The following is a 25,131-nucleotide window of genomic DNA, read 5'->3' on the forward strand; positions in this document are numbered from 1 at the left end:
AAGGGCGAGACGCTTCCTCACCCCGCGGGCGCCAAAAAGGACGCGCCCGGATCAGAAGCGGCGTTCGACGCCCACGCGCAGCATGCGCGGCGCGACGCCGAAATACTCGACCGGGCCCGAGGTGTTGCGCGTCGCGGTGGCGCGACCGGCTCGGTCCAGCAGGTTGTCGAGCGACAGGTCGAGGGTCCAGGCGCGGCCCTCGAGGCTGAAGCTGACGCCGAAGACCGCGTAGCCGCCCATCTTCAGATAGTCGCTATTGGCGGCGTTGAAGGCCGAGCGCGCGGTTCCGGCATAGGAGCCGTCGAGGCGAAGCCGGCCGGCAAGGTCGCCGGGCAGGGCCCAGCGACGCTCCATCGAGGCCGAGGCCGTCATCCGGGGCACGATCGGCAGGCGGTCGCCCTCCAGCCCCAGGCCGATCGCGGTGTTGGTCAGTTGGTCGGCGGTCAGGCGCGCGTCGGTCACGGTCAGGGAGCCCGCCAGAGTCCAACCCATCACGCCCTGGGCTGCGGCCTCGAGCTCCAACCCATGGATGCGCGCCGCGCCGATATTGGTGACGTAGTTGAAGGCGCGGTTCTGGGTTTGGGCGGCGTACTGCATGTCTCGCCAAGCGATCCGATACAGCGCCACATTGCCGGTGAGGCGTCGGTCGGCGCTCTGGACCTTCAACCCCAGTTCGGCGTTGTTCAGGCGGTCCGAGCGATAGACGGCAAGAAGTCTCGGGCAGTCCAGGCACCACATTGACGCCGCCGGGGCGAAAGCCCTGCGAGACCTGGGCGTAGCCGAACAGTCCCGGTCCGAACTGGCGGCTGGCGAGCGCCTTCAGGCTCCAGCCCTGCTCCTGGGTCCGCGCGTCGATCGCATAGTCGGCCCAGGTGCCGGAAACGACATTGGCGACCTGCACCGCGCCACGGTCTCGCTTGTGGTAGTCGAAGCGCCGCGCGCCCAGGGTCAGCTGGGTCCGAGGCGCGATGGCGTAGGACATCTCGCCGAAGACCGCGCTTTGAGTGAGATGGTTCTCGATGTCGCGACGGCCGATCAGCACCGGCGGTTCGGCCAGGGCGCCGGTATCGGGATCCACGTGCCGCACCTGACTGTCGATGGAGTCGCCGCGCACCTCGCGGTAGGCGCCCAGCGTCCAGGTCAGTGGCCCCTCGCCGACCGACGAGGCCCGGACTTCGTGGATCCGGGCGGTCAATTCAGCCGGCTGGTTCAGGATCGCCGGATAGACGCTGTCGACATAGGCCGAGTAGCTGGCCATCTGCGTGGCGTCGCAGGCCTGGGCCAGGGGGAACATCCGCGCGCAACCGGCCGCGTTGGTTCGTTCGCCCAGCAGTACGCCGCTGTAGTCGGAGCGGCGGGTCAGTCGCCAGCGGTACCAGGACGACACCGCCGTGAGATCCACCGCGTCGCCACGCCATTTCAGGGTGGCCGCCGTCAGGTCGATGTCGCCGTCGAAGGGCGCGCGAGCGGCGTGGACGGTCCGCCAGGGGCCGGCCGTGTCGTTCCAGGCCGAGATGTCGTCGCGGCGGCTCGCCTGATGCGTCGCCGACACCAGGGCCGAAAACCGCGACCCTGGCGCCCAGAACGCCGCCAGCCGCGCGCCCCGCACGCGGGAGGCGTCGACATCCTTCAGCCCCAGCCGGACATTGTCGATCACACCGGGCTGGCGCTGGTCGTAGGCCGTCAGGCGCAGGGCAAGGGTCTCGGGGATCGCGACGAGGTTCAACGCCGCGTTCGCCCCACCGCCTTGCCCGCCGTGAGCGGCGGAGGACAGCGCAACGCCGACCGAGGCGGAATCCGCCGAGAGTTCGGGGCGCTTGAACAGAATCCGCAGCGCCCCGCCCATCGCGCCCGAGCCGTAGAGCGTGCCCTGCGGTCCCCGCAAAAGTTCGACGCGGTCGACATCGACCAGGGCCAGCTCCGGCGCCATCACCCCGGGATCAGCCGTGGTGCCGACCGGTCCGGTCATCGGCGTCTCGTCGTAATAGAGCCCCGTCGTCGCCTCGCCGGCCCCGTAGACCCCCCGCAACACCAGGCGCCGGCCAAAGGCGGTGGAGATCAGCTTCAGACCCGGCAGCAGAGGCGCGGCCTTCTCCAGGTCGACTATGCCCGCTCGCGACAGTTGCTCGCCAGAGAGCACGGTCATGCTGATCGGCGTCTGCCGCGCCAGACTGGAGCGCTTCAGGGCCGTCACGACGACCGAATCGATGGCCACGGACAGCGGTGGCGGCGCGGCCGCCCGCGCGGTCGCCGCCGAGCTTCTCGCCGGCTGGGCGGCCGGCAGCACCAGGAAGCTGCGTCCTTCGAGCTGGACCGTCAGTCCCGACCCCGCCAGCAACTGGTGCAGCGCCGCCTCCGCCGTGAACACCCCGCTCAAGCGCTCGCTGCGCTTGCCCTGGGTCAGGGCGGGCGAAAACAGGATTTCGCGATCGCTCCTTAGCGCCAGCTGATTTAGCGCCTGGCTCAATGGCTGCGCGGGGATGTCGAAGCGGAGGGCGGCGTCCGGGCGGCGCGGCGCGGCGACCACCGCCACGGTCGGCGCAGCTGTCAGGGCCGTGGCGCACAGCAAGGCCAAGACGGCGCCGCGCCTCGCGCGCGCTTCCGAGCCTCTGACCCTGGGCAACAACGAATACCGACCTCCCCTGGCGGCCTGGAATCTCACGCCGTCGAGGGCGCGCACCATGCCTTACTTCGCCGGCGCGCCGTGCTTCGCGGCGTCTCCTGACGGCGCAAGATCGCGTATTGCATAGGCAATAGGCAACCGGTCACAGGTTGCGCCCTCGTGGCCTCGCTCGGGGAACCTCTCTTGACAGAGGCGAGACCGCAATTTCACCTGACGGTCATGTCGGGGCGTAAACAATGATCTGGGGCCGCAAGCCCGCCGAACCTCCCGGGGAGGTTCGCGACCTGTCGGACAGCGGCGCGCGCTTCACGCCGGCGCTGCGCGCCTTCTTCTCCCGTCGCGCGAACGCAAACGACGTCGAGGATCTGGTGCAGGAGGTTCTCCTCCGAATCCAGAAGCGACAGCCGGGCGCCGTGGTGACCAATGTCGAGGGCTATCTCTTCGAGGTCGCGGCCAATGTCCTGATCGATCGCGGACGGCGCGACCGCACCCGTCGGCGGTCCGACCACTGCGAACTGCAAGAAATTCATCATCCCGTTGATGAAGTCTCGCCCGAACGCGTCTTACAGGGACGTGAGCAGATGGCGCGCGCCATGGCGGCCCTCAACGAGCTGCCGGAACGCACGCGACGGGTTTTCATTCTCGTGCGCTTCGAGGAGATGAGCTACAAGCTCGTCGCCCAGCGCCTGGGGGTCTCCGTCAGCGCTGTCGAGAAACATGTGATGAAGGCGCTGCGTCACCTGCACGCGCGTCTGCGAGACCAGGATGACGTCGACCACGTCGGGCAAAGAGATACACGACGACCCGGATAGCGCGGCCGCCCTCTGGTTCGCGCGACTGCAAGGCGATGACGTGCCGCCGCGCGACCGGCGGGAATTCGAGCGCTGGCTGAAGGCCGACGCCCGCAACGCCGCCGCATGGGAAGATCTCGACCGCACCTGGAACAACCTCGCCGCCATCGAGCGCGATCCGGCCTTCGCGGCCCTGCGCGCCGATGCGCTGGGGCGCGGGTGAAAAGCGTCCGCATTGGGATCGCCGCGCCCTGGGTCTGGCGGCCGCCGGTCTGGTCGCCGCCGTCGGCGGCGGCATCGTCGGCAAGCGCTGGCTGAGCGGAGAGGCTTCGCGCGCGCCGGCGGCCGACGAACCGGTGTTCAGCACGGCGGTAGGCGAGCGCTCGACCTTCCGTCTCGCGGACAATTCGGTGGTGACCCTCAGCACCGACTCCGCCGTGCGGGTGAACCATTGGGCCGAGGAGCGGCGGCTGACGCTGCTGCGCGGCCAGGCCTTCTTCCAGGTCGCCAAGGATCCCTCGCGCCCCTTCGTGGTCGCGGCCGGCGACAAGCGCGTCACCGCCGTTGGCACGGCCTTCGACGTGCGCATGGAGCCGGGCAAGCTGTCGGTGACGCTGGTCGAGGGCCGGGTCCGCATCGCCGCCGACGCGCCCGCCAATGGACATGGGGGCGAACGGCGCGTCGAGATGTCGGCGGGCTCGCGCTTCGTGGCCGCCGATCCCGCCGACTGGCTGATCTCGGCCGTCGACACCGCCAAGGAATCCGCCTGGCTGAAGGGGCGGCTGGTGTTCGACGGCGAACCGCTGTCGGCCGTCGTCGCCGAGATGAACCGCTTCTCCGAGCGCAAGCTGATGCTGGCCGATCCGGGCCTGGGGGCCACGCCGGTCAGCGGCGTCTTCAAGACGGGTCAGATCGACGCGTTCGTGGCCGCGCTCAAGACCTACGGCCTGGCCGACGTCGGCCGCGCCGACGGCGAGCGGGTCGAACTGGTGCGCCCCCGCGCCTGACGCGCCGCGCGGCCCGACAAATTTTTCACGCTCCAGGTGAGGAGCGCTCTTCGCCCTACGTCGTATAGATGGGCGCCTGTCTGGCGTCGTCCTTCGCCACCGGGGAAACCGTTCCATGAAGCTTTCCGCTCTGAAGCTCGCCCTTCTGTCCGCCAGCATGGCGACGGGCGTGCTCATGACCCAGGCCCAAGCCGCGCCGCTCAGCGACGCCGCCCGCGCCCAGATCCTCAAGGCCGTCGACGCTGACGCCCCGCAGATCCAGGACGCGGCCCTGAAGATCTGGGGCTTCGCCGAGGTCGGCTATCAGGAGGTCAAGAGCTCGGCCCTGCTGCAAGGCCAGCTGAAGGCGGCCGGCTTCGACGTGAAGGCCGGCGTCGCGGGCGAACCCACCGCCTTCGTGGCCAGCTTCAAAAACGGCGCCGGCCCGGTCATCGCCATCCTCGCCGAATTCGACGCCCTGCCCGGCCTGGCTCAGACCGCCACGCCGGTGAAGACCGCGATCCCTGGCCAGATCGCCGGCCACGGCTGCGGCCACAACCTGTTCGGCGCGGCCTCGGTCGGCGCCGCCGTCGCCATCAAGGACTGGATGGTCAAGAACAACATCAAGGGCGAGCTGCGCGTGTTCGGCACGCCCGCCGAGGAAGGCGGCTCGGGCAAGGTCTATCTGGTCCGCGACGGCCTGTTCAACGACGTCGACGCCACGCTGCACTGGCATCCGGCCAACGCGAACTCGGCCGTTCAGGGCGTGTCGATGGCCAATATCAGCGGCAAGTTCCGCTTCCACGGCGTCTCGGCCCACGCCGCCGGCGCGCCCGAGAAGGGCCGCTCGGCGCTGGACGGCGTCGAGGTCATGGACGTGGCCACCAACTTCCTGCGCGAGCACACCCCCGACAAGACGCGCATCCACTATGTGATCACCGCCGGCGGCACCGCGCCCAACGTCGTCCCCGACTTCGCCGAGGTCTATTACTACGTCCGCCACCCCGATCCCGCCGTCGTCAAGGACGTCTGGTCGCGGGTCGAGAAGGCCGCGGAGGGCGCGGCCCTGGCCACCGGCACGACGGTCGACAAGGAAATCACCGGCGGCGTTTACGCCCTGCTGCCCAACGACACCCTGGGCCGCGTCATGGACGCCAACCTGCGCAAGGTCGGCGGCATTACCTGGACTCCCGAGGAGCAGGCCTTCGCCAAGAAGATGCAGGAGACCCTGCCCGGCGCGCCGTCGATCGACACCGTCAAGACGATCGAACCCTACAAGATCGAACTGGAAGGCGGCGGCGGCTCGACGGACGTCTCCGACATCAGCTGGGTCACCCCGACCGTCGGCCTAGGCACCGCCACCTTCGTTCCGGGCTCGGCCGGACACAGCTGGCAGAACGTGGCCGCCGCCGGCTCCTCGATCGGCGTCAAGGGCGCGGTCAACGCCGCCAAGACCCTGGCCCTGACCGGCGCGGATCTCTTCTCCAATCCCGACGTCGTCAAGAAGGCGAAGGCCGAACTGGACCAGCGTCGCGGCCCCAACTTCGCCTACAAGGCCATGCTGGGCGACCGCCCGCCGGCTCTGGACTACCGCAAGCCCGCCTCGGCGGGACGCGAATAACGATCGCTTCCCCCAAGCGATCGTCAGCGGCCGGCGCCGTCCTCCCGGGCGCCGGCCGCGCCTCTTTCGACGCCCATTGGAGTTCGACGTGATCCAGACCATCACCATCAGCCTCGAGCGCTTCGAAGCCCTGAAGGCCGCCCTGCCGGCGATCACCCGCGAGCACCTGACCGACGTCTACGGGATCAGCGAGACGACCTGGACCAAGCTGCGCAAGGGCGAGCCGATCAAGCTGAAGACCTGGGAGCGGATCCAGGCGCGACTGGCGCGGCGGATACAGACAACGCCGTCGAATTTCGAAACCGCCCGGTCCGAGGCCGCCTGAGCGCCTCCAAAGCCTGACCCGGGCCCGTATTTCAAAGGCCCGCGCACCGTTCCCTGCTTCCAACGCACCATGACGTCCCGCATCGCCCGCGGGGAAGCTTGACGGCGATCAATACGGAGCCGCGCCCGCCGCGCATTGTGGGGTCTCGGATGGGAGCCCGATCGGACGGCCTCATCCGCCGGCTTGGCGGCGTTGGGCGCCGAGGCCGCACCGCATGGTCGAGAGGAGCAAGTCATGACCACCTCGCATTTCGAGAGCCCCTTTGGCGTTCAGATCAAAAAGGGGGCCAACCGCCTGATGTGGCTCGGCGGCGCACTGCTGGTGGTCGGCGTCGCGGCGCTGGTGTTCCCCGTTCTTTCGACCCTGGTGGCCACCGCCTTCGTGGGCTGGCTGGTCTTCATCTTCGGCCTGGCGACGCTGTTCGCGTCCTTCTCGATCCGCGAGGCGGGCCCCTTCTTCGGCGCCCTCCTGAGTTCGCTCCTGTCGATCGCCGGGGGCGTCTTCATTCTGATGCGCCCGGACGTCGGCGCGCTTGGCCTGACCATCTGCCTTGGCGCGCTCTTCATGGTCCAGGGCGCGTTCGAAATGATGCTGGCGTTCCATCTGCGGCCCGAAAAGGGCTGGGCCTGGATGCTGGTGTCCGCCGTGACGAGCATCCTTCTGTCGCTCGCCATCGTCTCGGGCCTGCCTGGGACCTCGCTGATCTCGCTGGGCGTGATCCTCGGCTTCAACTTCATCAGCACGGGCGTCGCCTACCTGTTCGTCGGCGGGACCGTGAAACACGAGGTCAGGACCTAGAGGTCGTCTACGGCAAGGCAGCTCAAGCCCCGCCAGCGCGCGAGGCCGCCGAGATGCCGGAGTGGAACCGGCAGGCGTAGGGCCGAAAATGGCCGCGCCCGGCGCCGCCTGTCGGATAGCGTCAGGCGGCCGCGCGGCCCTGAACGTCCCGCAGCTCATCGCTGATCATCCGGGCGGCCGCGATCAGATCGTCGGCGTAGCGGCTGGCGGCCTCGTCCATCTTTATCGCGGAAGAGAAGAACACCAGCGTCAACGCGCCGCAGACCACGCCGTCTTCGAAAATGGGCGCGGCGATCGAGGACGTCTTGCCCGGCGTGGAGGTGAAGCGGTTCCTGGCGCGCGTCGCATAGCCCGCGTCGCGGATCTCTTCAAATAGGATGCCCGACTGGAACAGCGATAGCGTATGCGGATCGATTCCCGGCCCGACCTCGTCGATGCTCTCCAGAATGCCCGCCCTCTCCTCTTCGGTGGCGAACGCCATGTAGGCCCGCCCGGACGCGCACTCGAGCAAGGGGAAGGTGTCGCCAGGATGGTAGTTGTTGAAGCTCAACGATGTCAGGGCATGGGTGCTGTCGCGCACCATCATCGATTGCCCGACGCGGGTGGCGATCAACATCGGCCAGAGATGCTTCTTCGTCAGGGCGACGATATGGGGGCGCGCGATTGAGGTGACCCGGCTGAAGTCTTGGTAACCGCTGGCGAGCGTCTGAACGAGCGCCGTCGGGCGATAGTGCTTTCTGGCGGGCTCTCGCTCGATCATGCCCTCGTGCAGCAAGGTCTGCACAATCCGACAGGCGGTCGGATAGGGAACCTTCGACTGAACGGCGATATCCATCATCGACAAGGAGCCGGCGCGGTTGATCGCCCGCAGGACGGCCAGGCTTCGGGTAACGGACCGAATGGGAACGCCTTTTTCCATTTGGCGAGCTCTCCTCAGAACATTGTTCGAAACTCTGTGCCGGATTCCACGCTCGCGAACCGCTTAGCCATATTTATCCGCCAGGCGATAAAATTTGAACTTCAATCGAGCCGGATGGGAAGTTTGGCTCGCCTAAACGACCGACCAGCGGCTAAGCGGATTAAGTTGCGGGCGCCCGCCGAGGGTTAGGCGCCCAACGCGTGACGGTTTCGAAAGCTCTCCCTATGCTTACAAAGCTATTTCCCGTTGGACTCTCGGGGGAACTGACGCAGCATGGCCGCAAAGGCCCACGTGTCGAACTTCGAAGCCATGGTGGCCGCGCGCGCGCGGGGCGGCGGCGGCCTGCTGGCGGCGCCGGGCTGCTGGGACGCCTTCAGCGCCCGTATCGCCGCCGAAGCCGGGGCCGTCGCGCTCGGTCTGTCGCCCCGTACGGTGGCCATGGCCCGGTACGGTCGCCCCGACGAGGATCAGGTCACGTTCGGAGAGATCGCCGACCTCACGCGGTCCATCCGCGAAAGCTCCGATCTGCCTTTGATCGTCGACGCCCAGGCTGGATACGGCAACGCGCTCAACGTCATCCGGACGGTTAAGCTGTTCGAGCGCGCCGGCGCCTCGGCGATCAACATCTCGGACGCCGTCAGCCCCGGCAGCGCGCAGGAGGGCGATGGCGACATTGTCGTCCGTCCGGCCGACATGATCGGCAAGCTCAAGGCGGCTCTCGACACGCGGGCGGACGCCTTGATCATCGTCCGCACCCAGGCCGCGGGTGTTGAAGGCTTGGCCGCGGCGCTCGACCGCCTGGAGGCCTATCTCGAAGCCGGAGCCGACCTGATTCTGGTGGATCGCGCTTCGGATCGCGCGTCAGCACAGCGGGTGGCGGCGCACTTCGCCGGCCGCATCCCGTTGATCTACGACCTCGAGTTCGACCGCGGCGAAGGTATGACGGCGGCGGTGCTGGAAGATCTCGGCTATGCGATGGCGTTGAGCCCGTTCGCCCTCCTGAACGCTATGTCGCAAGCCGCGCCGCGGGCGCTGAGCGGCCTCACGCCACCGCGCCGGCTTCGGCCCATCGGAGTCATGAAATCCTGACGCCTTCCGTGCGCCGCTATCCGCAGTTCGGGTAGCGCGCGCGAGCCCCCTCGTCGACCGCCCCGGTGACGCTAGTGTTCTCGCCAAATTAGGAGAGCGGGCTTTTGGGACCTCTTAGGGGCGTAACGGTGCTGGATCTCACGCGCGTGCTCGCGGGGCCATGGGCGACCCAGACACTTGCCGATCTGGGCGCCGAAGTGGTCAAGATCGAAAGGCCTGGGGCCGGCGATGACACCCGCGCCTGGGGCCCGCCGTTCCTCGACGGTGACAACGAGGCGGACGCGCGCCGCGACGCGGCCTACTTCACTTCGGCCAACCGCAACAAAAGGTCGGTCACCGCGAACCTGGCGACCGAGGAAGGTCGAGACATCGTCCGCGCCTTGGCGATGCAGGCCGACATTCTCGTCGAAAACTTCAAGGTGGGCGGACTCGGCCGCCATGGTCTCGACTACGCCAGTCTCGCCAAGCTGAACCCCAGGCTGATCTACTGTTCGATCACCGGCTTTGGCCAGACGGGGCCGGAGGCCAGTCGCGCTGGTTACGACGCCATGATCCAGGCCATGGGCGGACTGATGTCCATCACGGGCCAACCCGCCGGCGCGCCGGGCGACGAGCCCATGAAGACGGGCGTGGCCGTCGTCGACCTGTTCACCGGCATGTACGCGGCGACCGCGATCCTGGCGGCCCTGCTGCACGTGCGGGCGACCGGGCAGGGTCAGCACATCGATCTGGCCTTGTTCGACGTCCAGCTGAGCATGCTCGCCAACCAGGCGTCGAACTACCTGGCTTCGGGGCGATCGCCCGGGCGGCTGGGCAATGCTCACCCGAACCTGGTTCCCTATCAGGTGTTCGAGACCGCTGACGGCGCCCTGGTCCTGGCGATCGGCAACGACGCCCAGTTTCGCGCCTTCGCGGCCCTTTGCGACGACGAACTGGCGACCGATCCGAGGTTCCAGACCAACGCCTCGCGCGTCAGGAACAGAGCCGAGCTCGTGGAGGTCCTGAGGTCGCATTTGCGCGGACGCACGACGGCGGAATGGGCGCGACTGCTCGATCGCGCCGGCGTGCCTTGCGGCCCGATCAATTCGGTCGCCCAGGCCTTCGCCGAACCTCAAGCGATCGCGCGCGGCGCCGTGGTCGAGCAGGCCCGCGACGACCTTGAAGCGCCGATCCGCACCGTCGCCTCGCCGATCCGGCTTTCGCGGACGCCGCTGGAGTATCGCTTGGCGCCGCCGGCCCTGGGCGCCGACACCCGCGCCGTTCTGGCCGAACGCCTGGGGCTTTCGGAGGACGCGCTCGACAGCCTGGCGTCGAAGGGCGCGATCTGACTACCGCGCGGAAAGCCAAGCCTCGACCTCACCGACATCAACCACATCGGCGTACTTGAGCAGAAGGTCGGTTAGATTGGCGAAGTGGTAGCTCTCATGCTTGTCGGCGACGCACTGCTCCGGAACGATGGTGCGGTAGCCGTGGGAGAGCGAGTCCACCGCCGTCGCCCGCACGCAGCCCGAGGTCGAGCCACCGGTGATCACGACGGTGTCGACCTTGTGCCAGACGAGGTAGCTGGCCAGCGGCGTCTCGAAGAAGGCCGATGGCATCCGCTTGGTGAACACGAGGTCGCGCGCTTCGTCGATCTCCACCCGCGGATCGAACAGATGGCGCTCGCTCTCGTACTTAATGTTCTGCAGGGAATCTGGCGTATCGGTTCGCGTACCCCAGACGCCCGCGTCGCCCCCGTCGGGCTTATAGGCGACGCGGCTCCAGATCACTGGCATGCCCTTGGCGCGCGCGAGGGCCGATATGCGGTTGGTGTGTTCGATCTGCCTCGGGTCGGTGACATAGGCGCTCTTCGGAAACAGATCGGGCCGCGTATAGGCCTGCTGAAAGTCGATATTCATGATCGCCAGCTTCTCGCCAAAGCCGAACCGCGCCCGGGCGGGGTTGGCTTTCACGACATCGTAGAGCTCGCGCGCGGTTTTGTGCTCGCGGACCATGGTTGGTTCGAAGACAAGATCCGTCATCGGTTCAACTCCCTTGCTTGCGGGTCATTCTAGAAGGCGCTCTCGCCGGTGATGGCGCGGCCCAGGATCAGGGCGTGGACGTCATGGGCGCCCTCGTAGGTGTTCACCGTCTCGAGGTTCGCGGCGTGACGCATGACGTGATACTCGCCGGAAATTCCGTTGCCGCCGTGCATATCGCGAGCGACACGGGCGATGTCGAGCGCCTTGCCGCAGTTGTTGCGCTTCATCATCGAGATGGCCTCGGGAACCCACGCCCCCTCGTCGAGCAGCCGGCCGAGCGCCAAGGCCCCTTCGAAGCCGAGCGCGATCTCGGTCTGCATGTCGGCGAGCTTCTTCTGGACGAGCTGACGCGACGCGAGCGAGCGCCCGAACAGCGAGCGGCTGGAGACATAGTCGCGGCTGGCGTGGAGGCAGAACTCGGCGGCGCCCATGGCGCCCCAGGCGATCCCGTAGCGCGCCTTGTTGAGACAGGAGAACGGCCCGCGCAGGCCCGATACGCCCGGCAAGATCATGTCCTCGGGCACGAACACGTCGGCCAGCGCGATCTCTCCAGTGACGGAGGCGCGCAACGACAGCTTGTTACGGATCGTGGGTGTGCTGAAGCCTTCCCCGCCCCGCTCGACAAGGAAGCCGCGGATCACGCCGTCGAGCTTGGCCCGAACGATGGCCACGTCGCAGATGGGGCTGTTGGTGATCCACATCTTGGCGCCATTGAGCACATAGCCGCCGTCAACCTTTTTGGCGACCGTGCGCATGGAGGCCGGATCGGAGCCGCCGTCGGGTTCGGTCAAGCCGAAGCACCCCACCACCTCGCCCGCCGCCATGGCCGGCAGGAACTTCCGCTTCTGCGCCTCGGAGCCGAAGGCATGGATCGGATACATGACGAGTGAGGATTGCACGCTCATCGCGGACCGATAGCCGGAATCGGCAGCCTCGATTTCGCGGGCGATGAGCCCATAGGCGACGTGGCTGACGCCAGCGCCGCCGTACTCTTCGGGCAGGGTCGGGCCGAGGAAACCCAACGCGCCCATTTCCGTGAGGATCTCTCGGTCGAAGCGCTCCTCGGCATAGGCTTCAACGACCCGGGGCATGAGCTTTTCGCGGGCGTACTGCCGCGCTGTCTCCCAGATCATCCGCTCTTCGTCAGTGAGTCGAGCGGCGAGGTCGAGTGGATCTTCCCAGCGAAACGTCTTCTGGCTTTGCCCTGGGGCGGCGGACATGGATGCTCCTCTGGCCGGACTTTGGGATCGGCCGCTATCGGTTCGTGCTCGCGTTCCAACTCCGCCGAGCCCGGCCGGATCGCCAGTTCGGAGACGGTCTTGGTCGCACAGCGGATAAGGCTGTAGCTTCGACCTATACGGATCCGCGCCGCCGCTTAGGGTGGGCCCATGATGCGAAGGAGCGGGGAGAGCAAGCTGTTGCCTGGTGCGATCGGGGATGCGGAGAGCCGGGCCGCGATGACAATGGTCGAGAAGATCATCGCGCGCGCCGCCGGCTTGAACAGCGTCAAACCCGGCCAGATGGTGACCGCCAAGGTCGACTTGGCCTTCGCTCATGACTCCTCAGGCCCGCGCCGTTGGCGCCCGATGCTCGAGGAGCTCGGCATCGGGCTCTGGGACCCCGACAAGGTGGTCATCGTCTCCGACCACTACGTTCCCGCCGTCGACGCCGAGACCGCCGAGATCCTGCGCGTCACCCGTGAATTCGTCCGCGACTATGGCGTGCGCAATTTCTTCGACATGGTTGGCATTAGCCACCTGGTCCTGCCCGACCACGGCCTGATCCGCCCCGGCGCCTTTATCGCCGGCGGGGACAGCCACACGCCGACGGCCGGCGCCTTCGGAACCTATGCGGCGGGCTATGGCGCGACCGACATGGCGGGCATCGTGGCCACAGGCGAGACCTGGCTCCAATGCCCTGAGACCGTGCGCGTGATCCTGAACGGCCGCTTGCGGCGCGGGATCTCGGCCAAGGACGTCATGTTGCGTCTCTGCAAGACGCTCGGCCTCGACAACGCCTTCCGCGCCATTGAGTACGCGGGGACCGCCGTCGAGGCCATGGGCATGCCCGAAAGAATGGTGCTGGCCAACATGGCCGCCGAACTCGGAGCCGAGACGGGCGTCGTCGCGCCCGACGACGTCACCTTCGCCTATCTGCGCGAGCGCGGTCGTCCTGTGGAGGACGAAGTCGCCGCCCTGGCGCTCGCCTCCGATCCTGACGCCGTCTTCGCCGCGACCCATGTCTTCGACGCATCGGAACTCGCCCCGCAGATCGCCGCGCCGCACTCACCGGCCAACACCTTCGACGTCGGTGAGCTGGCCGGCCAGAAGATCGACCAAGCCTATATCGGCGCCTGCGTGGGGGCGAAGATCGAGGATCTGCGCATGGCCGCGACCGTGCTCAAGGGCCGCAGGGTCGCGCCCGGCGTGCGGCTGCTCGTGGCGCCGGCCTCGTCGAAAACCACGGCCTTGGCCGCCGCCGACGGCACGCTCTCCGTGCTGATGGAAGCCGGCGCCACGCTGATGCCGTCCGGCTGCGGCGCCTGCGCGGGCTACGGGGCCGGCGTGCTGGCTCAGGGCGAGGTTTGCATCTCCTCGACCAACCGCAACTTCCAGGGCCGCATGGGCTCATCGGGCGCGAAGGTCTTCCTGGGCTCGCCCTATTCGGTGGCCGCCGCCGCCGTCGTGGGCGCGATCAGCGATCCCCGCGAGCTTCTCGAACAGGAAGCGGCGTGATGGGCCGCGCGTTCGTCTTCGGCGACAATGTCGACACCGACCTCCTGGCGCCCGGCGCCTACATGAAATCCAGCGCTCGGGAACTCGCCAGCCATTGCCTGGAGGCGCTCGACCCGTCCTTCCCCTCCAGCGTGCGTCAGGGCGATCTCGTGGTCGCCGGCGCCAATTTCGGTATGGGGTCATCGCGCGAACAGGCGGCGGTGTCACTGAAGCTGCTGGGCGTCTCGGCGGTCTTGGCGACGTCATTCGCGCGAATCTTCTTCCGCAACGCCATCAATCTCGGCGTCCCGGCGGTCGTGTTCCGACAGGCGGCTGAAATCTCGCCAGGCGATCAGTTGCAGATCCGCTTGGAGGAAGGCGCCCTCGATAACCTAACGACGGGCAAGACCTATGAGCTCGAGCCCCTCCCCCGTCATATCATGGCGATGATCCGCGACGGCGGGCTATTGCCGCACCTAAAGCGCCGTCTGGCGGCGCCGGAGTCCGACGATGAATAAAACCCTGTCGCAGAGGCTGGCCGGGAGTGAGGCCCTTCTCGCCCCCGGGGCCTACGATCCTCTTTCGGCGCTGATGATCGAGAACGCCGGGTTCGAGGCGGTCTATCTTTCGGGCGCGGCGATCTCCTACACCCAGCTAGGCAGGCCCGACATCGGGCTCGTAAGCCTCGACCATGTGGTCGACGTGACGGCGCGGATTCGCGAACGGGTGTCCGTGCCGATCATCGTCGACGCCGACACCGGCTTCGGCGGCTCGATCAGCGCTCGCCGCACGATCAAGCTGCTGGAGCGCGCCGGGGCCTCGGCGATGCAAATCGAGGACCAGTCCTTCCCCAAGCGCTGCGGCCACTTGGCGGGCAAGACGGTGATCTCCGTGGAGGAGATGTGCGGCAAGCTCGCCGCCGTGCTTGACGCCCGCGAGTCCGCCGAGACCCTGGTGATCGCGCGAACGGACGCCATCTCCGTGATCGGCTTCGAGGAAGCGATCGAGCGGGCGGTGCGCTATCGCGAGACCGGAGCCGACGTCATTTTCGTCGAAGCGCCGCGCACCGAGGCGGAGATGAGAGCCATCGTGAAGGCCCTGCCTGGCGTTCCGCTCATCGCCAACATGGTGGAGGGAGGAACGACGCCGCCCTTCACCCTGGCCCAGCTCTCCGACATGGGCTTCAAGCTGGTGATCTCGCCGGGCGCGCTCGTGCGCAATCTGGTGCATCAGGCCGAAGTCTTCCTGAAGAGCCTGCGCGAAAACGGCTCCACTCAGCCGATGCTGCGCAGCATGCTCGACTTCAAGGGACTGAACGAGCGCCTCGGCATCGACGAGATGGCCGCGCTCGGAGATCGCTACGATCCAGGCCTCAAATTGGAGCTCTACCGTGCGGCCGCGGAGCGCTGAGTCCATGCGCGCCGATCCGAACCTCTACGACTATTGGCCGTATCGGAACCGGCCCAAGATCGTCTGGCCAGGCGGCAAGAAGCTCGCCTTCTGGATCGCGCCCAACATCGAGTTCTACGAATTCGACCCGCCGAAGAACCCGTCGCGGCCGGGCTGGCCCAAACCGTCCCCGGATGTGGTCGGCTATTCCCAGCGCGACTGGGGCAACCGCGTCGGTCATTGGCGGCTGATGGAATTGATGGATCGCTTTGGCCTGCGCGGCTCGATCTCGCTGTCGACCGCGCTCATCGACCACCATCCGGAAATCATCGAGGCCTGCGCCAAGCGCAATTGGGAGTTCTTCTCCCACGGCATCTACAACACCCGCTACTCCTACGGCATGGATGAAGCCCAGGAGCGGGCTATCATCGAGGACTCGATCCGCTCGATCCAGAACGCCACCGGGCAGCGGATCCGCGGCTATCTGGCCCCGGCGCTCACCCACACAGAGCGGACCTTCGACCTGCTGGCGGAATACGACTTCTGGTACACCTGCGACCTCTTCCAGGACGACCAGCCGCAGCCGCTGAAGACCAAAAGCGGGCGTCTCGTCTCGATGCCCTATTCGCTGGAGGTCAACGACGTCATCACCTATGGCGCGCTCGCCATGGATCCCTGGCGTTACGCCGAGGTGCTGAAGCGGCACTTTGACCAGTTGCTGGAGGAGGGCGACCGCAGCGGCACGGTGATGTGCATCCCGCTTCACGCCTATCTGGTCGGCCAGCCACACCGCATCCGCGCGTTCGAAGACGCCCTGACCCATATCGTCGACCACGGCTCCGACGTCTGGTTCGCGACCGCCGCCGAGATCGCCCAGGTCTATCGCGAACAGTACTGGGACCAGACGGTCGCCGACATCGAGGCCAGAGGACTGGCGACCGGCGGGACCGGCTTCGAACTGACGGAGGACTGACCGATGCCGATGCCCTCGGAATATCTGGACTATCCGCATCGCGCCTACGGCATGGACCAATCGCTGTACGACTGGCGGCCGGCGATCTCGCGGCCAAGGATCGCCTGGCCAGGCGGAACGTCGGTGCTTGGCGTCATCGTCGTTCCGCTCGAGCATCACATGCTCAATCCGTCGGGCAAGCCGTTCAAGCATCCGGGCGCGATGGTCACGCCCTATCCGGACCTGCGCCACTACACCACCCGCGACTATGGCGCTCGCGTCGGTGTCTTCCGCATCCTCGACGCCCTCAAGCGGGAAGGTCTCAAGGCTACCTTCCCGATCAACGCCGTGTTGCTGCCGCGGTTGAAGCCGCTCATCGAGTCGATCCTGGAAGACGGCCACGAGGTGGCGGCCTACGGAGTCGACACCGATCACATCCACTGGGGCGGCCTGGACCGCGAGATCGAGAACGCCTGGATCGAGGAGACCAAGGCGGCGTTCGCCGAGGCGGGACTTTCGCCCAGGACATGGATGAGCCCAGCTCGGCAGCAGTCGTTCTCCACACTGGAATTGCTCGCCGGAGCGGGCTTCGAGGTCTGCCTGGATTGGGAGTCGGACGAGGTTCCGCTGCCGATGGCGACGCCGGCCGGCGGGATCCTTTCGCTGCCTATCTCCAACGAATTGGATGACCGCGCGCTTTTGAACGATCGACGCCAGACCGAGGACCAATGGGCCGATCAGGTTCTGGCCGCGCAGGCCTACCTTTCAGGCGACGCCGAGCGTTTCGGCGGCCGGGTGCTCGGGTTCACGCTGACGCCTTATGTGGCTGGCCAGCCTTTCCGGATCGCGTCCCTTCGCCGGATGCTCGCCGGTCTGGCGGGCGCGAGCGGCTTCGCGGCGGTCACGGCCGGCGAGGCCGCGGATCTGTTCGCGGAGAGCGAGCAGGCCTGAGCCTGGTTCGCCTCGCCCGGCCCATCAAAGGCCAGGGCGAGGAAGATCACGCCTGGTATCGAGAGTCCCTGAGCGCTCCAGAAAATTTCAGACAAGGACAGGTTGTGATGACGCCGGCGCTTTGACTGGCGTTGAGCTTCGTTTTTCTGCTGATCCGTGCTCGTGATTTCTGTGCGTGGGCGGAGCGCATATCCGATAGACGATCATGTACCTTATTTCAGGTTCAAATCCGAAGACCCGCACATAGTCTGCGTGATGAGATCATCAATTGGCGCCGAGCCGCGCCTTGGATTTTCGCACTCCAAAGTTACGGATTTATAAAAACGCACCAATATACGCGACACAGAAGGGGACCGTAGAAAAATGACTAAGATCTATAGGCGCAAGTCTTCCATTTATATGGGAATTACAGTCTTCGCGACGGTCTCGTCGGCAGCTTTGCTATCGGCGCCTGGAGCCTGGGCCCAGGATCAAGCGAACGATCAGAGCGCTCTGGAAGAAATCATCGTCACCGCTCAACGCACGTCCGAGAACCTTCAGCGCTCGCCCGTGGCTGTGACCGCCCTCACCGCCCAAACGCTCAAGAACCGTCAGATCACGAGCGTTCGCGACCTCAGCAACAGCCTTCCCAACACCCTGATCTCGCCCCCGACCGCCGTGTCCAACGCAGCCCGGATCTATATTCGCGGTGCGGGGCAGGACAACTCCGGCATCCTGGCCGACCCGGCCGTGGCGATCTACGTGGACGGCGCCTATATGCCGCGCACCAACGGCGCGCTGTTCGACTTCTCCGACGTGGATCGGGTGGAAGTGCTGCGGGGGCCGCAAGGCACCCTCTATGGCCGCAACGCCTCGGGCGGCGCGATCAACATCATCACCAAGACGCCCGGCCAGACACCGGAGGTGTCAGGCGACGTCGCCTACGGCAGCTTCAACACCCTTGACGCCCGCGCCTATGTCGCGGGTCCGCTCGCGGACAATCTCACCGCCTCGATCAGCGGGCTTTACCGCCGCCGAGACGGGCTCGTGGAGAACACGATCACCGGCGACAAGCTGAACAACCGCAACCTCATCTCGACGCGCGGGAAGCTGCACTACACGCCCACCGACAGGTTCACCATCACGGCGACCGCCGACTACACCAAGGACAAGTCCCATTCCCTGACGGGCGTCAACCTGACCAACTATCCTGGGGTCACCTTTCCGCTCGCCAAGCCCGACCGCGATCCGTTCACCACCGAGATCACCGGGAAACACTACGGCAACCTGACGTCCTGGGGCGCCGGCGTGCAGGCCCGCTACGAGGTCGGCGACTGGACCCTGAACTCCATCAGCAGCTATCGGCGCCTGAACAATCGGTTGATCATTCCGCTGGTGATGGTGACGAACACCGCGCCGATCCTGATCGACTTCGACATTCACGACAAAAGTTGGAGCCAGGAGTTCAACGCGAGCTACGACACGGAACGGTTCAAGGGCGTCGTCGGAGTCTACTACTTCAACGAAAACGCCTACGACTTCGAGCCGATCACGTCGCCGCCCAAGAACCTGTATCGCAAGACGGACGCCGCGGCGGCCTATGCCCAGGGGACGTTCAAGATCACCGACACCGTCGGGCTGACGGGCGGTCTTCGCTACACCTACGAACAGACCAAATTCACGCAGGCCTATTATACGCAGCGGACCTACGGTCAGGCCGCGAAGCAGGACTGGAAGGCCTGGACGCCGAAGATCGGGCTGGAATGGCAGATCCAACCGTCGTTCATGACCTACGTGTCCTTCACCAAGGGCTTCAAGAGCGGCGGCTTCAACGCCATCTCGCCAAACACCAATACCGGTACGGGGATCGAAGGCGGCCCGATCGCCTATGATCCGGAAAAGGTCAAAAGCTACGAAGCTGGCTTCAAGTACCAGACGCCCGACAACCGCTTCCGTCTGAACGGCGCGATCTTCAGGGCCGTGTACAACGGCCTGCAACTGCCGGTCTATTTCCCCGGAACGGTCAACACCTATACGTCCAACGCGACGGGCGCCCGGGTCCAGGGCATCGAACTGGAGGCCAACTATCGGCCAAACCAGGCGCTCGAGCTCTACGGCTCCTTCTCGCACCAGGACGGCAAGTACACCGCGCCGTTCTCTTGCAGCGACGCCTACAACGTCATCCGCAACTGCCAGGATCGCGAGATCAAGGCGCTCATCCCGACGCAGGCCTCGGCTGGCTTCACCTACACCCCCGACCTCGACATCCAGGGCAAGATCCGTCTGAATGGCGGCTGGACCTACATCTCCGGCTACTGGAACAACGTGTCGAACACCGTCGATCTCGAGAAGACGGGCTCGCGCGGCTTGCTCAACGCGTCGGTCGCCTATCAGACCCCGAACGGCCATTGGACCTTCTCGGTCGAGGGCAAGAACCTCGCGAACGAGAAGTACTACGCGGCTGTACTGCAGGTCGCCAACGCCACCTCGCCGTCAGTGGCCGGCTACCCGGCCGACCCTCGCGTCGTGATGGCTCGGATCAGCTTCAACTACTAGTCTGACAGGTCCCGGGGACGCCGCTGGCGGGCGCCCCCGGGATCGAACCTGAGTGTGCTTTCTTCGAACTTGCGAGTGGCCTGATGAAAACCTTGGCGGTCGTCTATAAGCGCAACGGCGCCCCTCTCGAGGTGGCCGAACTTGATACGATCGATCTAGGTGACCCGCAGGCCGACGAAGCGATCGTGCAGATCGAGGCCACGCCGATCCACATGGCGGACCTCTTCTACATGGAGGGGCGCCTGCCCCAGTGGGCGCCCGCGCCGCCGGCCATGGCCGGCATCGAAGCGTGCGGACGCATCGCCCAGATCGGCGCCGACGGCGGCTTCGAGATCGGGGATCGCGTCTTTCTTCCCCGTCGCGGCGGCACTTTCAGCCAGTATGTAAAGGTCAAGACCGAGAAGCTGACCAAGGCCGTCAATCACGGCGATCCGGTGCAGTTGTCGCTGATGCCGATCAACGGCGCGACCAGCTACGCGATGATGACACGCGTCGTTGATTTGAAGCCTGGCGAGTGGGTCCTTCAGAACGCGGCGAATTCCAGCTGCGGCCGGTTCAACATCAGCATCGCCAAGCAACTGGGCCTGAAGACCATCAATGTCGTGCGGCGCCAGGAACTCGTTCCCGATCTGCTCGCGCTAGGCGCGGACAAGGTGGTGGTCGACGGCGACGATCTGCGGGAACGCGTCTCGGAAGCCACCGGCGGCGCGAAAATCCGCTATGGCATCGACGCGGTGGCCGGCGCGGCGACGAACCGCATGGCCGAGAGCCTGGACATTGGAGGCGTGCTCGCGGTTTACGGCATGATGTCGGGCCAACCCTGCCAGGTGGCCGGCGACCTTTTCCTGATGCGGGACCTGACGTTGCGCGGATTCTGCACTCCCTATTTCGAGGTCGACCTGTCCGTCGACGACAAGCAGAAGATGATGACGTCCTTGGCCAACTGGTCGGCGGACGGCCTGCTCGTCGCCAAGATCGCCGCGACCTATCCGCTCAGTGATTTCAAGGACGCCATGCGTCACGAAATGGAGAGCGGCGCGGCGCGGGACGGCAAGGTCGTGATCCTGCCCAATCCCGAGCTCATCGGCGGGAACGCACTATGACGACCGAGAGCGCCCCCACCAGCGTTGCGCCTTGGCCCTCGCCCGTCCGAGCCTGGTACGTTGTCGCCGTCCTGGCGTTCGCCTACGCGTTCGCGATCCTGGACCGCATCGCCATCGGCATCCTCGTCATTCCAATCCAGACCGACCTTGGGCTGACGGACACCGAGATGGGCGTGCTGCAAGGCGCGGCCTTCGGCGTTTCCTATAGCCTGTTCGCCATACCGCTTGGCCGCTTCGTCGACCGCCACAGCAGGCGCACGCTCCTGGCCGCGGGCATCTGCGTGTGGAGCCTGGCGACCATAGCCTGCGCCTACGCCCGCGACTTCATGGGCTTTTTCATCGCCCGAATTTTCGTGGGTATCGGCGAGGCGAGCGTTTCGCCCGCCGCGGCGTCGCTGATCGCCGACTATTTCCCGCCCGAACGCCGTGGACGCGCCTTCAGCGTCTTCATGCTGGGCAGCACGCTGGGCATCGGCCTGGCCTATCTTCTGGGGGCCGTGGCGCTGCACCTCTCCGGCTTCGTGAAGGGGCTGGGTTGGACGATGCTCGCAGGGATGAAGAACTGGGAGATCGTCTTCATCCTCGTCGGCGTGCCTGGTCTACTGCTGGCCATCCTGGCCCTGACCACGGTGCGCGAACCCGTTCGTCGAGAAAAAGGCGCGGTCGCGACCGGGTCCTCCATGTCCCTGAAGCAGGCTCTCGCGAAGAACCGTTTCTCCTACCTCGCGGTGATCAGCGGCGCGGCCCTGATCATGATCACGGTCTACGCCCAACTGGCCTGGCTGCCGACGCACTTCATCCGGCGCTATGGCTGGAGCGCCAGCGAAGTCAGCGTAGCATTCGGGGTCGGCTTCCTGCCGATCGGGGTCTTCAGCAGCCTGAGCGCCGGATGGGTGCTGAACTGGCTGCGCAAGCGTGGCCGTCAAGACGGCCCTCTATTGGTGATCGCTTTCCAAGGGTTGGTCGTGATGACCTGCGGGGCGCTGATGTGCGCGGCCCCGACGGCGCCGCTCGCCTACCTCGGCTTCATCCTCGTCACGGTCCCCGGCACTTGGTCATACGTCGCGGCGCTCGCGGGGCTCAACGAAATCACGCCCAACGAACTGCGCGGACAGGTCACGGGCCTCTTCACCCTCGTCACCGGCCTGATCTCCCTGGGCGGAGGCGCGTTCGCGGTCGGGTTCCTGTCCGACACCCTTTTCCCCGGGCCGAGCGGCGTCGGTCTGGGCCTGATGGCCGTCAACACCGTGGCGACGGTCATAGCGGTGATCATCGTGCTGCTGACGATCAAGGAATACCGCGACACCGTCAGCCGGTCGACCTGGTTGGGCCAGGCATAGGGCGTCACATGTCGAACGAGGCGTAGGCGATGAAGATAGGCCAGGACTTGCTCGTGCTTTCCTTCGAGCCCCCGAAGGGCCTCGAGGACCTGATCGTCGATCCGGCCTGCCCGCGCACCGGCCCCGCGGTCCTGTTGTTCGCCGACTCCATCGACCTCGACCTCTGGGCGAAGAAGCCCCTGGAGCCGCAAGAGGCGCTTTGGACGGAGGTCGCGGTCGGCTACGGCTGCGAGGTGGGCGGCCAGCCCGCGACCGCGTTCCACTATCCCTACCTCATGCTCTCGGGCGCCAAGAGCGACCGGGGCATCGCCGTCGCCGACGTCGAGATGACCCGCTTCCACGCCGCCTGCCCCTACTATGAGGGCGGCGCGCCCGGGCGGGGTTGCGCGGCGACAGCCCGGACCATCGGCGGACGGCCGATCGTCGACCTCGACATCACCCTCGAACAGCCGGCGGCCAAAACTCCCGAGGGCCTGCTGCGCTGGGTCAACAGGGTCCGCTACGGCGACGTGACGGCGCCCGGCCACGATATCGATCGTGGCTTGTGGCTCGTAACCGCTATCGACCCGCGGGTCGCCGACCTCTGGACAGGCGTCGGTAGCGCCACCTTCGCCGAGGGGATGGGCTGGTCGGGCACGGTGCGAGGCGACGCCTGGTCGCTCGGCGTGGTCTACGATCTCGCGGTCGGACAACGCTTGTGAACCCATCGATGATCAAACGCGCCTGCGGACAGACCTCGCTCGCCGCGGTCTGCGAGCTGGAACCGGGCCGCGCGGCGAAGCTGCTGCCCGCGCCCCTCACGGCCATCGCCGACCGGGCCTTCATCTACCTGGTCTGGTGCTCGCTCTACAGCGAGACGAGCACGGTCCGCGAGCGCTCGTTTCTAGAGGCCAATATCGCCATTCCGTGCGATGGGCCGGCTGGAGAAGGCACCTGGTTCGCCGCCGCCTACTTCAACTCGCGCCAGATCGTGCGGCACGCGCATCTGAGCGGCTGGGTCGGAGAGCATGCCCAAATCGAGATCGGCCGCGTGCCCGCGGGCGTCGCTCGTCTCGTGTGGCCTTCACGGGCGCCGGTCGGCGGCTGGGTGGCGCGCGGCGGTCGGCGGGAGATCGAGATGGTCGTCCGCCCTGGCGAAGAGGTCGACCTCGACACGACCCCGCTGCACAGGTTCCTGCGCGTCTACGGCGTGCGCCAGTTCGCTGATCAGCCCGACGTCACGCTTGAATGGCACAATGAAGACGTGATCCACCGCATCCGCGAGGCGAACGCCGAATTGACCCTGGCTGGAGACGCCGCAGCGCTGCTGGGGCCCGTGACCGTCTCGTCGGCCTATCTGATGGAGTTCGGCATCGACCTGGGGGGATCAAGGCTCGTCTCCGGCAGGTGATCAGCCGACCCTTTCCTCGCCGCCGATCTACGCGGCCGACCTAGTCTCGACGCTCCTGTTTCCCGAGGAGCAATGACATGTCCAAACAAGACGACGCGCCGGAGAACACGCTCGGCTACACCGCCTCGAGCGCCATCGCGTACTCGCGCTTTCGCATGTACCAGGTCGACGAGAGCGACCTGGAAAAGGCGCCGCTGTTCTCCTTCCCCATGCTCGAAGGGGTGATGAACAAGGCGATCAACGTCGGGATCGATGAGCCCGCGACCCAGGTGAATTTCGAGGAATTCCTTCCCGGCCACGACATCAGCTGGGCGATGTTCCACGACGAACTGCACTACGTGACGTCTGGCGAGTGCGAGGTCACCTATCACCTGGCGCCGATGATGACGATCAGCGGCACGGTCATCGCCAGGCCAGGCTGCATCTATCTCTTGCCGCGCGGGGCGCACATCAAGTGGAAGGTGCTGGGCGACAAGCCGTTCCGCCACCTCTGCATCTGCATCCCCAATCCGGGCTATCCGGTCCCGTTGGCCGACAGCGTGCGCAGAGCCGAGGGCGGTCAATGAGCAAGTCGGCGCACTACCGTCGCGATGAGCCGGCCTTCTACAACTTCCTGTCGCTTGAGCGTGAAGCGCTCGACGCGCCCGATCTGATCGCGGGGATGCGCGGCTCGCTGATGAGCATGGACGCCCACAGCGGCTCGCGGACCTATGTCTGTGAACTGCCGCCCGGCTTCCGCGTCCGCACGGACGGCAAGGAAGCGTCCCTGGAGTTCTTTGTCCTCCGAGGCGATCTGGCCCTGAACGGATCGTCGGTCGGCGTCAGCGGCTACATCCATGCCCCGCAGCTTTGCGGCGGCGGGGAGGTCAGCACGGTCTCCGGCGCTCTCGTCCTGGCGTTCTGGAACCCCAACATGCCGGCCTATGCCTATCCGGTGACGCGCAACCGCGTGATCCAGACCGACAAGATCGAGTGGGTGAACAGCGTGCCCGGCTCGCACGGGGTGATGCACAAATCCCTGCGCGTGCCCGACGCCGTGCCCGGCCCGAGCGGCGAAGGCTTCGACGGCGGCCCCGGCGGGTTCCTGCGCTTCCAGTACATTTCCCCGCAGGCGATCGCGGACCTGGAGCACGTGCACCATGAATGTTGGGAGGAGATCATCGTGCTGAGCGGCGACATCCTGCTGGTCAACGAGGGCCAGATGGGCGCCGGCAGCGTCGTTTCCCACCCGCAGGAATGGTACCATGCGCCCTTCGTCTCGCGCAGCGGCGCCCTCATCCTGTGCCACACCGACGGGCCCATGGGTTATCCGTGGCCCACGCGGGACTACCCTCGGGGACGCTGCTTCTGCGAGCGCTACATCGCCGAGACCCCCTGGGATGAACCGGCGAGGCACATCCCTTGGGCCGAACATCCCTATGCGGCCGAACAAGAGGCGTCGGAGGCCTATCAAGCCTATCGCGCCTCGCCGGGGGGCGTCCTCTGGGGCGGTGACGAGCCCGACGCCGAGGTGCCTCGCGCGCCCGCGGGTCGCGGCCGGCAGAGCCGTTTCCGCGCCAGTTGGGTGCGGTCCGAAGACGATGA

General features: G+C 66.5%; 24 protein-coding genes and 1 pseudogene. 19 read left to right on the forward strand and 6 right to left on the reverse strand.

The window, feature by feature from the left end:
• Positions 1–51: 51 nt before the first annotated feature.
• Together ACHMW8_RS04035 and ACHMW8_RS04040 are read right to left on the reverse strand one after the other, a co-directional pair.
• Complete coding sequence (locus tag ACHMW8_RS04035) at positions 52–738, reverse strand: TonB-dependent receptor domain-containing protein (protein WP_395444825.1); 687 nt, start codon at positions 736–738, stop codon at positions 52–54.
• A 61-nt stretch (positions 739–799) separates the two neighbouring features.
• Positions 800–2,683 (reverse strand): annotated as a pseudogene (locus ACHMW8_RS04040) (TonB-dependent receptor plug domain-containing protein); the annotation flags it as partial.
• A gap of 176 nt (positions 2,684–2,859) precedes the next feature.
• On the opposite strand from ACHMW8_RS04040, the gene ACHMW8_RS04045 reads away from it, so the two are divergent.
• From ACHMW8_RS04045 to ACHMW8_RS04070, 6 genes are all read left to right on the forward strand, one after another.
• The gene (locus ACHMW8_RS04045) at positions 2,860–3,435 is read left to right on the forward strand and encodes an RNA polymerase sigma factor (RefSeq protein ID WP_125155268.1); all 576 of its coding nucleotides are present in this window, start codon (positions 2,860–2,862) and stop codon (positions 3,433–3,435) included.
• A complete protein-coding gene (locus ACHMW8_RS04050; protein ID WP_395444826.1) occupies positions 3,389–3,637 on the forward strand; it encodes a FecR/PupR family sigma factor regulator in 249 nt (82 codons plus the stop codon). Before ACHMW8_RS04045 ends, ACHMW8_RS04050 begins: the two co-directional genes overlap by 47 nt.
• Positions 3,618–4,421, forward strand: coding sequence for a FecR family protein (locus tag ACHMW8_RS04055; protein ID WP_395444827.1), 804 nt, complete (start codon positions 3,618–3,620; stop codon positions 4,419–4,421). The genes ACHMW8_RS04050 and ACHMW8_RS04055 overlap by 20 nt, the downstream gene beginning before the upstream one ends.
• Before the next feature lie 115 nt (positions 4,422–4,536).
• Entirely contained in the window at positions 4,537–6,021 is a 1,485-nt protein-coding gene (locus ACHMW8_RS04060) for an amidohydrolase (RefSeq protein ID WP_395444828.1), read from the forward strand.
• Between the two features lie 88 nt (positions 6,022–6,109).
• The gene (locus tag ACHMW8_RS04065; protein WP_125155265.1) at positions 6,110–6,346 is read left to right on the forward strand and encodes a hypothetical protein; all 237 of its coding nucleotides are present in this window, start codon (positions 6,110–6,112) and stop codon (positions 6,344–6,346) included.
• Positions 6,347–6,580: 234 nt separating this feature from the next.
• Entirely contained in the window at positions 6,581–7,144 is a 564-nt protein-coding gene (locus tag ACHMW8_RS04070; protein ID WP_395444829.1) for an HdeD family acid-resistance protein, read from the forward strand.
• A 121-nt stretch (positions 7,145–7,265) separates the two neighbouring features.
• Here the strand turns inward: ACHMW8_RS04070 and ACHMW8_RS04075 are convergent, their stop codons facing one another.
• Positions 7,266–8,063: a helix-turn-helix domain-containing protein gene (locus tag ACHMW8_RS04075; protein WP_125155263.1), complete on the reverse strand. Its 798-nt coding sequence runs from the start codon at positions 8,061–8,063 to the stop codon at positions 7,266–7,268.
• 309 nt (positions 8,064–8,372) lie between these two features.
• On the opposite strand from ACHMW8_RS04075, the gene ACHMW8_RS04080 reads away from it, so the two are divergent.
• Both ACHMW8_RS04080 and ACHMW8_RS04085 read left to right on the forward strand, forming a co-directional pair.
• The gene (locus ACHMW8_RS04080) at positions 8,373–9,152 is read left to right on the forward strand and encodes an oxaloacetate decarboxylase (protein WP_395444830.1); all 780 of its coding nucleotides are present in this window, start codon (positions 8,373–8,375) and stop codon (positions 9,150–9,152) included.
• A gap of 104 nt (positions 9,153–9,256) precedes the next feature.
• Positions 9,257–10,480: a CaiB/BaiF CoA-transferase family protein gene (locus ACHMW8_RS04085; RefSeq protein ID WP_125155261.1), complete on the forward strand. Its 1,224-nt coding sequence runs from the start codon at positions 9,257–9,259 to the stop codon at positions 10,478–10,480.
• On the opposite strand, the gene ACHMW8_RS04090 is transcribed toward ACHMW8_RS04085, so the two are convergent.
• Together ACHMW8_RS04090 and ACHMW8_RS04095 are read right to left on the reverse strand one after the other, a co-directional pair.
• Positions 10,481–11,173: an isochorismatase family protein gene (locus ACHMW8_RS04090; RefSeq protein ID WP_199743342.1), complete on the reverse strand. Its 693-nt coding sequence runs from the start codon at positions 11,171–11,173 to the stop codon at positions 10,481–10,483.
• 29 nt (positions 11,174–11,202) lie between these two features.
• Positions 11,203–12,393: an acyl-CoA dehydrogenase gene (locus ACHMW8_RS04095; protein ID WP_395444831.1), complete on the reverse strand. Its 1,191-nt coding sequence runs from the start codon at positions 12,391–12,393 to the stop codon at positions 11,203–11,205.
• 243 nt (positions 12,394–12,636) lie between these two features.
• Here ACHMW8_RS04095 and ACHMW8_RS04100 point away from each other — a divergent pair, with 243 nt between their 5' ends.
• The 11 genes from ACHMW8_RS04100 (at position 12,637) to ACHMW8_RS04150 (ending at position 24,113) form a co-directional block, all read left to right on the forward strand.
• Positions 12,637–13,908, forward strand: a complete 1,272-nt coding sequence (locus ACHMW8_RS04100) for a 3-isopropylmalate dehydratase large subunit (RefSeq protein WP_395444832.1) — start codon at positions 12,637–12,639, stop codon at positions 13,906–13,908.
• Positions 13,908–14,405: a 3-isopropylmalate dehydratase gene (locus ACHMW8_RS04105; RefSeq protein WP_125155258.1), complete on the forward strand. Its 498-nt coding sequence runs from the start codon at positions 13,908–13,910 to the stop codon at positions 14,403–14,405. Before ACHMW8_RS04100 ends, ACHMW8_RS04105 begins: the two co-directional genes overlap by 1 nt.
• Entirely contained in the window at positions 14,398–15,297 is a 900-nt protein-coding gene (locus ACHMW8_RS04110; RefSeq protein WP_395444833.1) for an oxaloacetate decarboxylase, read from the forward strand. The genes ACHMW8_RS04105 and ACHMW8_RS04110 overlap by 8 nt, the downstream gene beginning before the upstream one ends.
• A gap of 4 nt (positions 15,298–15,301) precedes the next feature.
• On the forward strand, positions 15,302–16,249 hold the full coding sequence (locus ACHMW8_RS04115; RefSeq protein WP_395444834.1) for a polysaccharide deacetylase family protein: 948 nt from the start codon (positions 15,302–15,304) through the stop codon (positions 16,247–16,249).
• Between the two features lie 3 nt (positions 16,250–16,252).
• Positions 16,253–17,179 carry a polysaccharide deacetylase family protein gene (locus tag ACHMW8_RS04120; protein WP_395444835.1) on the forward strand — a complete coding sequence of 309 codons (927 nt, stop codon included), beginning with the start codon at positions 16,253–16,255 and terminating at the stop codon, positions 17,177–17,179.
• 399 nt (positions 17,180–17,578) lie between these two features.
• Positions 17,579–19,714 (forward strand): TonB-dependent receptor, encoded by a 2,136-nt coding sequence (locus tag ACHMW8_RS04125; protein ID WP_255414576.1) that lies wholly within the window; start codon positions 17,579–17,581, stop codon positions 19,712–19,714.
• Between the two features lie 83 nt (positions 19,715–19,797).
• Positions 19,798–20,817 carry a zinc-dependent alcohol dehydrogenase family protein gene (locus ACHMW8_RS04130; protein WP_125155253.1) on the forward strand — a complete coding sequence of 340 codons (1,020 nt, stop codon included), beginning with the start codon at positions 19,798–19,800 and terminating at the stop codon, positions 20,815–20,817.
• Complete coding sequence (locus tag ACHMW8_RS04135) at positions 20,814–22,157, forward strand: MFS transporter (protein ID WP_395444836.1); 1,344 nt, start codon at positions 20,814–20,816, stop codon at positions 22,155–22,157. Before ACHMW8_RS04130 ends, ACHMW8_RS04135 begins: the two co-directional genes overlap by 4 nt.
• A gap of 47 nt (positions 22,158–22,204) precedes the next feature.
• Entirely contained in the window at positions 22,205–22,858 is a 654-nt protein-coding gene (locus ACHMW8_RS04140) for a hypothetical protein (protein ID WP_395444837.1), read from the forward strand.
• Positions 22,859–22,866: 8 nt separating this feature from the next.
• On the forward strand, positions 22,867–23,547 hold the full coding sequence (locus tag ACHMW8_RS04145; protein ID WP_395444838.1) for an acetoacetate decarboxylase family protein: 681 nt from the start codon (positions 22,867–22,869) through the stop codon (positions 23,545–23,547).
• 77 nt (positions 23,548–23,624) lie between these two features.
• The gene (locus ACHMW8_RS04150) at positions 23,625–24,113 is read left to right on the forward strand and encodes a cupin domain-containing protein (RefSeq protein WP_125155249.1); all 489 of its coding nucleotides are present in this window, start codon (positions 23,625–23,627) and stop codon (positions 24,111–24,113) included.
• Here ACHMW8_RS04150 and ACHMW8_RS04155 read toward each other — a convergent pair.
• Positions 24,107–24,793, reverse strand: a complete 687-nt coding sequence (locus ACHMW8_RS04155) for a hypothetical protein (RefSeq protein WP_395444839.1) — start codon at positions 24,791–24,793, stop codon at positions 24,107–24,109. The two genes, ACHMW8_RS04150 and ACHMW8_RS04155, sit on opposite strands and share 7 nt — an antisense overlap.
• Positions 24,794–25,131 lie beyond the last annotated feature (338 nt).

This window comes from Caulobacter sp. UC70_42 (assembly GCF_044056025.1).
GTDB lineage: Bacteria > Pseudomonadota > Alphaproteobacteria > Caulobacterales > Caulobacteraceae > Caulobacter.

Excerpts from the sequence above, each read along its gene's own strand:
- ACHMW8_RS04100 (WP_395444832.1), top strand. The coding sequence starts at position 12,637 with ATGGTCGAGAAGATCATCGCGCGCGCCGCCGGCTTGAACAGCGTCAAA.
- ACHMW8_RS04120 (WP_395444835.1), top strand. The coding sequence starts at position 16,253 with ATGCCGATGCCCTCGGAATATCTGGACTATCCGCATCGCGCCTACGGC.
- ACHMW8_RS04060 (WP_395444828.1), top strand. The coding sequence starts at position 4,537 with ATGAAGCTTTCCGCTCTGAAGCTCGCCCTTCTGTCCGCCAGCATGGCG.
- ACHMW8_RS04095 (WP_395444831.1), bottom strand. The coding sequence starts at position 12,393 with ATGTCCGCCGCCCCAGGGCAAAGCCAGAAGACGTTTCGCTGGGAAGAT.
- ACHMW8_RS04090 (WP_199743342.1), bottom strand. The coding sequence starts at position 11,173 with ATGACGGATCTTGTCTTCGAACCAACCATGGTCCGCGAGCACAAAACC.
- ACHMW8_RS04070 (WP_395444829.1), top strand. The coding sequence starts at position 6,581 with ATGACCACCTCGCATTTCGAGAGCCCCTTTGGCGTTCAGATCAAAAAG.
- ACHMW8_RS04050 (WP_395444826.1), top strand. The coding sequence starts at position 3,389 with ATGACGTCGACCACGTCGGGCAAAGAGATACACGACGACCCGGATAGC.
- ACHMW8_RS04125 (WP_255414576.1), top strand. The coding sequence starts at position 17,579 with ATGGGAATTACAGTCTTCGCGACGGTCTCGTCGGCAGCTTTGCTATCG.
- ACHMW8_RS04135 (WP_395444836.1), top strand. The coding sequence starts at position 20,814 with ATGACGACCGAGAGCGCCCCCACCAGCGTTGCGCCTTGGCCCTCGCCC.
- ACHMW8_RS04145 (WP_395444838.1), top strand. The coding sequence starts at position 22,867 with ATGATCAAACGCGCCTGCGGACAGACCTCGCTCGCCGCGGTCTGCGAG.
- ACHMW8_RS04115 (WP_395444834.1), top strand. The coding sequence starts at position 15,302 with ATGCGCGCCGATCCGAACCTCTACGACTATTGGCCGTATCGGAACCGG.
- ACHMW8_RS04130 (WP_125155253.1), top strand. The coding sequence starts at position 19,798 with ATGAAAACCTTGGCGGTCGTCTATAAGCGCAACGGCGCCCCTCTCGAG.
- ACHMW8_RS04080 (WP_395444830.1), top strand. The coding sequence starts at position 8,373 with ATGGTGGCCGCGCGCGCGCGGGGCGGCGGCGGCCTGCTGGCGGCGCCG.
- ACHMW8_RS04110 (WP_395444833.1), top strand. The coding sequence starts at position 14,398 with ATGAATAAAACCCTGTCGCAGAGGCTGGCCGGGAGTGAGGCCCTTCTC.
- ACHMW8_RS04035 (WP_395444825.1), bottom strand. The coding sequence starts at position 738 with ATGTGGTGCCTGGACTGCCCGAGACTTCTTGCCGTCTATCGCTCGGAC.
- ACHMW8_RS04155 (WP_395444839.1), bottom strand. The coding sequence starts at position 24,793 with ATGGTACCATTCCTGCGGGTGGGAAACGACGCTGCCGGCGCCCATCTG.
- ACHMW8_RS04105 (WP_125155258.1), top strand. The coding sequence starts at position 13,908 with ATGGGCCGCGCGTTCGTCTTCGGCGACAATGTCGACACCGACCTCCTG.
- ACHMW8_RS04075 (WP_125155263.1), bottom strand. The coding sequence starts at position 8,063 with ATGGAAAAAGGCGTTCCCATTCGGTCCGTTACCCGAAGCCTGGCCGTC.
- ACHMW8_RS04055 (WP_395444827.1), top strand. The coding sequence starts at position 3,618 with ATGCGCTGGGGCGCGGGTGAAAAGCGTCCGCATTGGGATCGCCGCGCC.
- ACHMW8_RS04150 (WP_125155249.1), top strand. The coding sequence starts at position 23,625 with ATGTCCAAACAAGACGACGCGCCGGAGAACACGCTCGGCTACACCGCC.
- ACHMW8_RS04045 (WP_125155268.1), top strand. The coding sequence starts at position 2,860 with ATGATCTGGGGCCGCAAGCCCGCCGAACCTCCCGGGGAGGTTCGCGAC.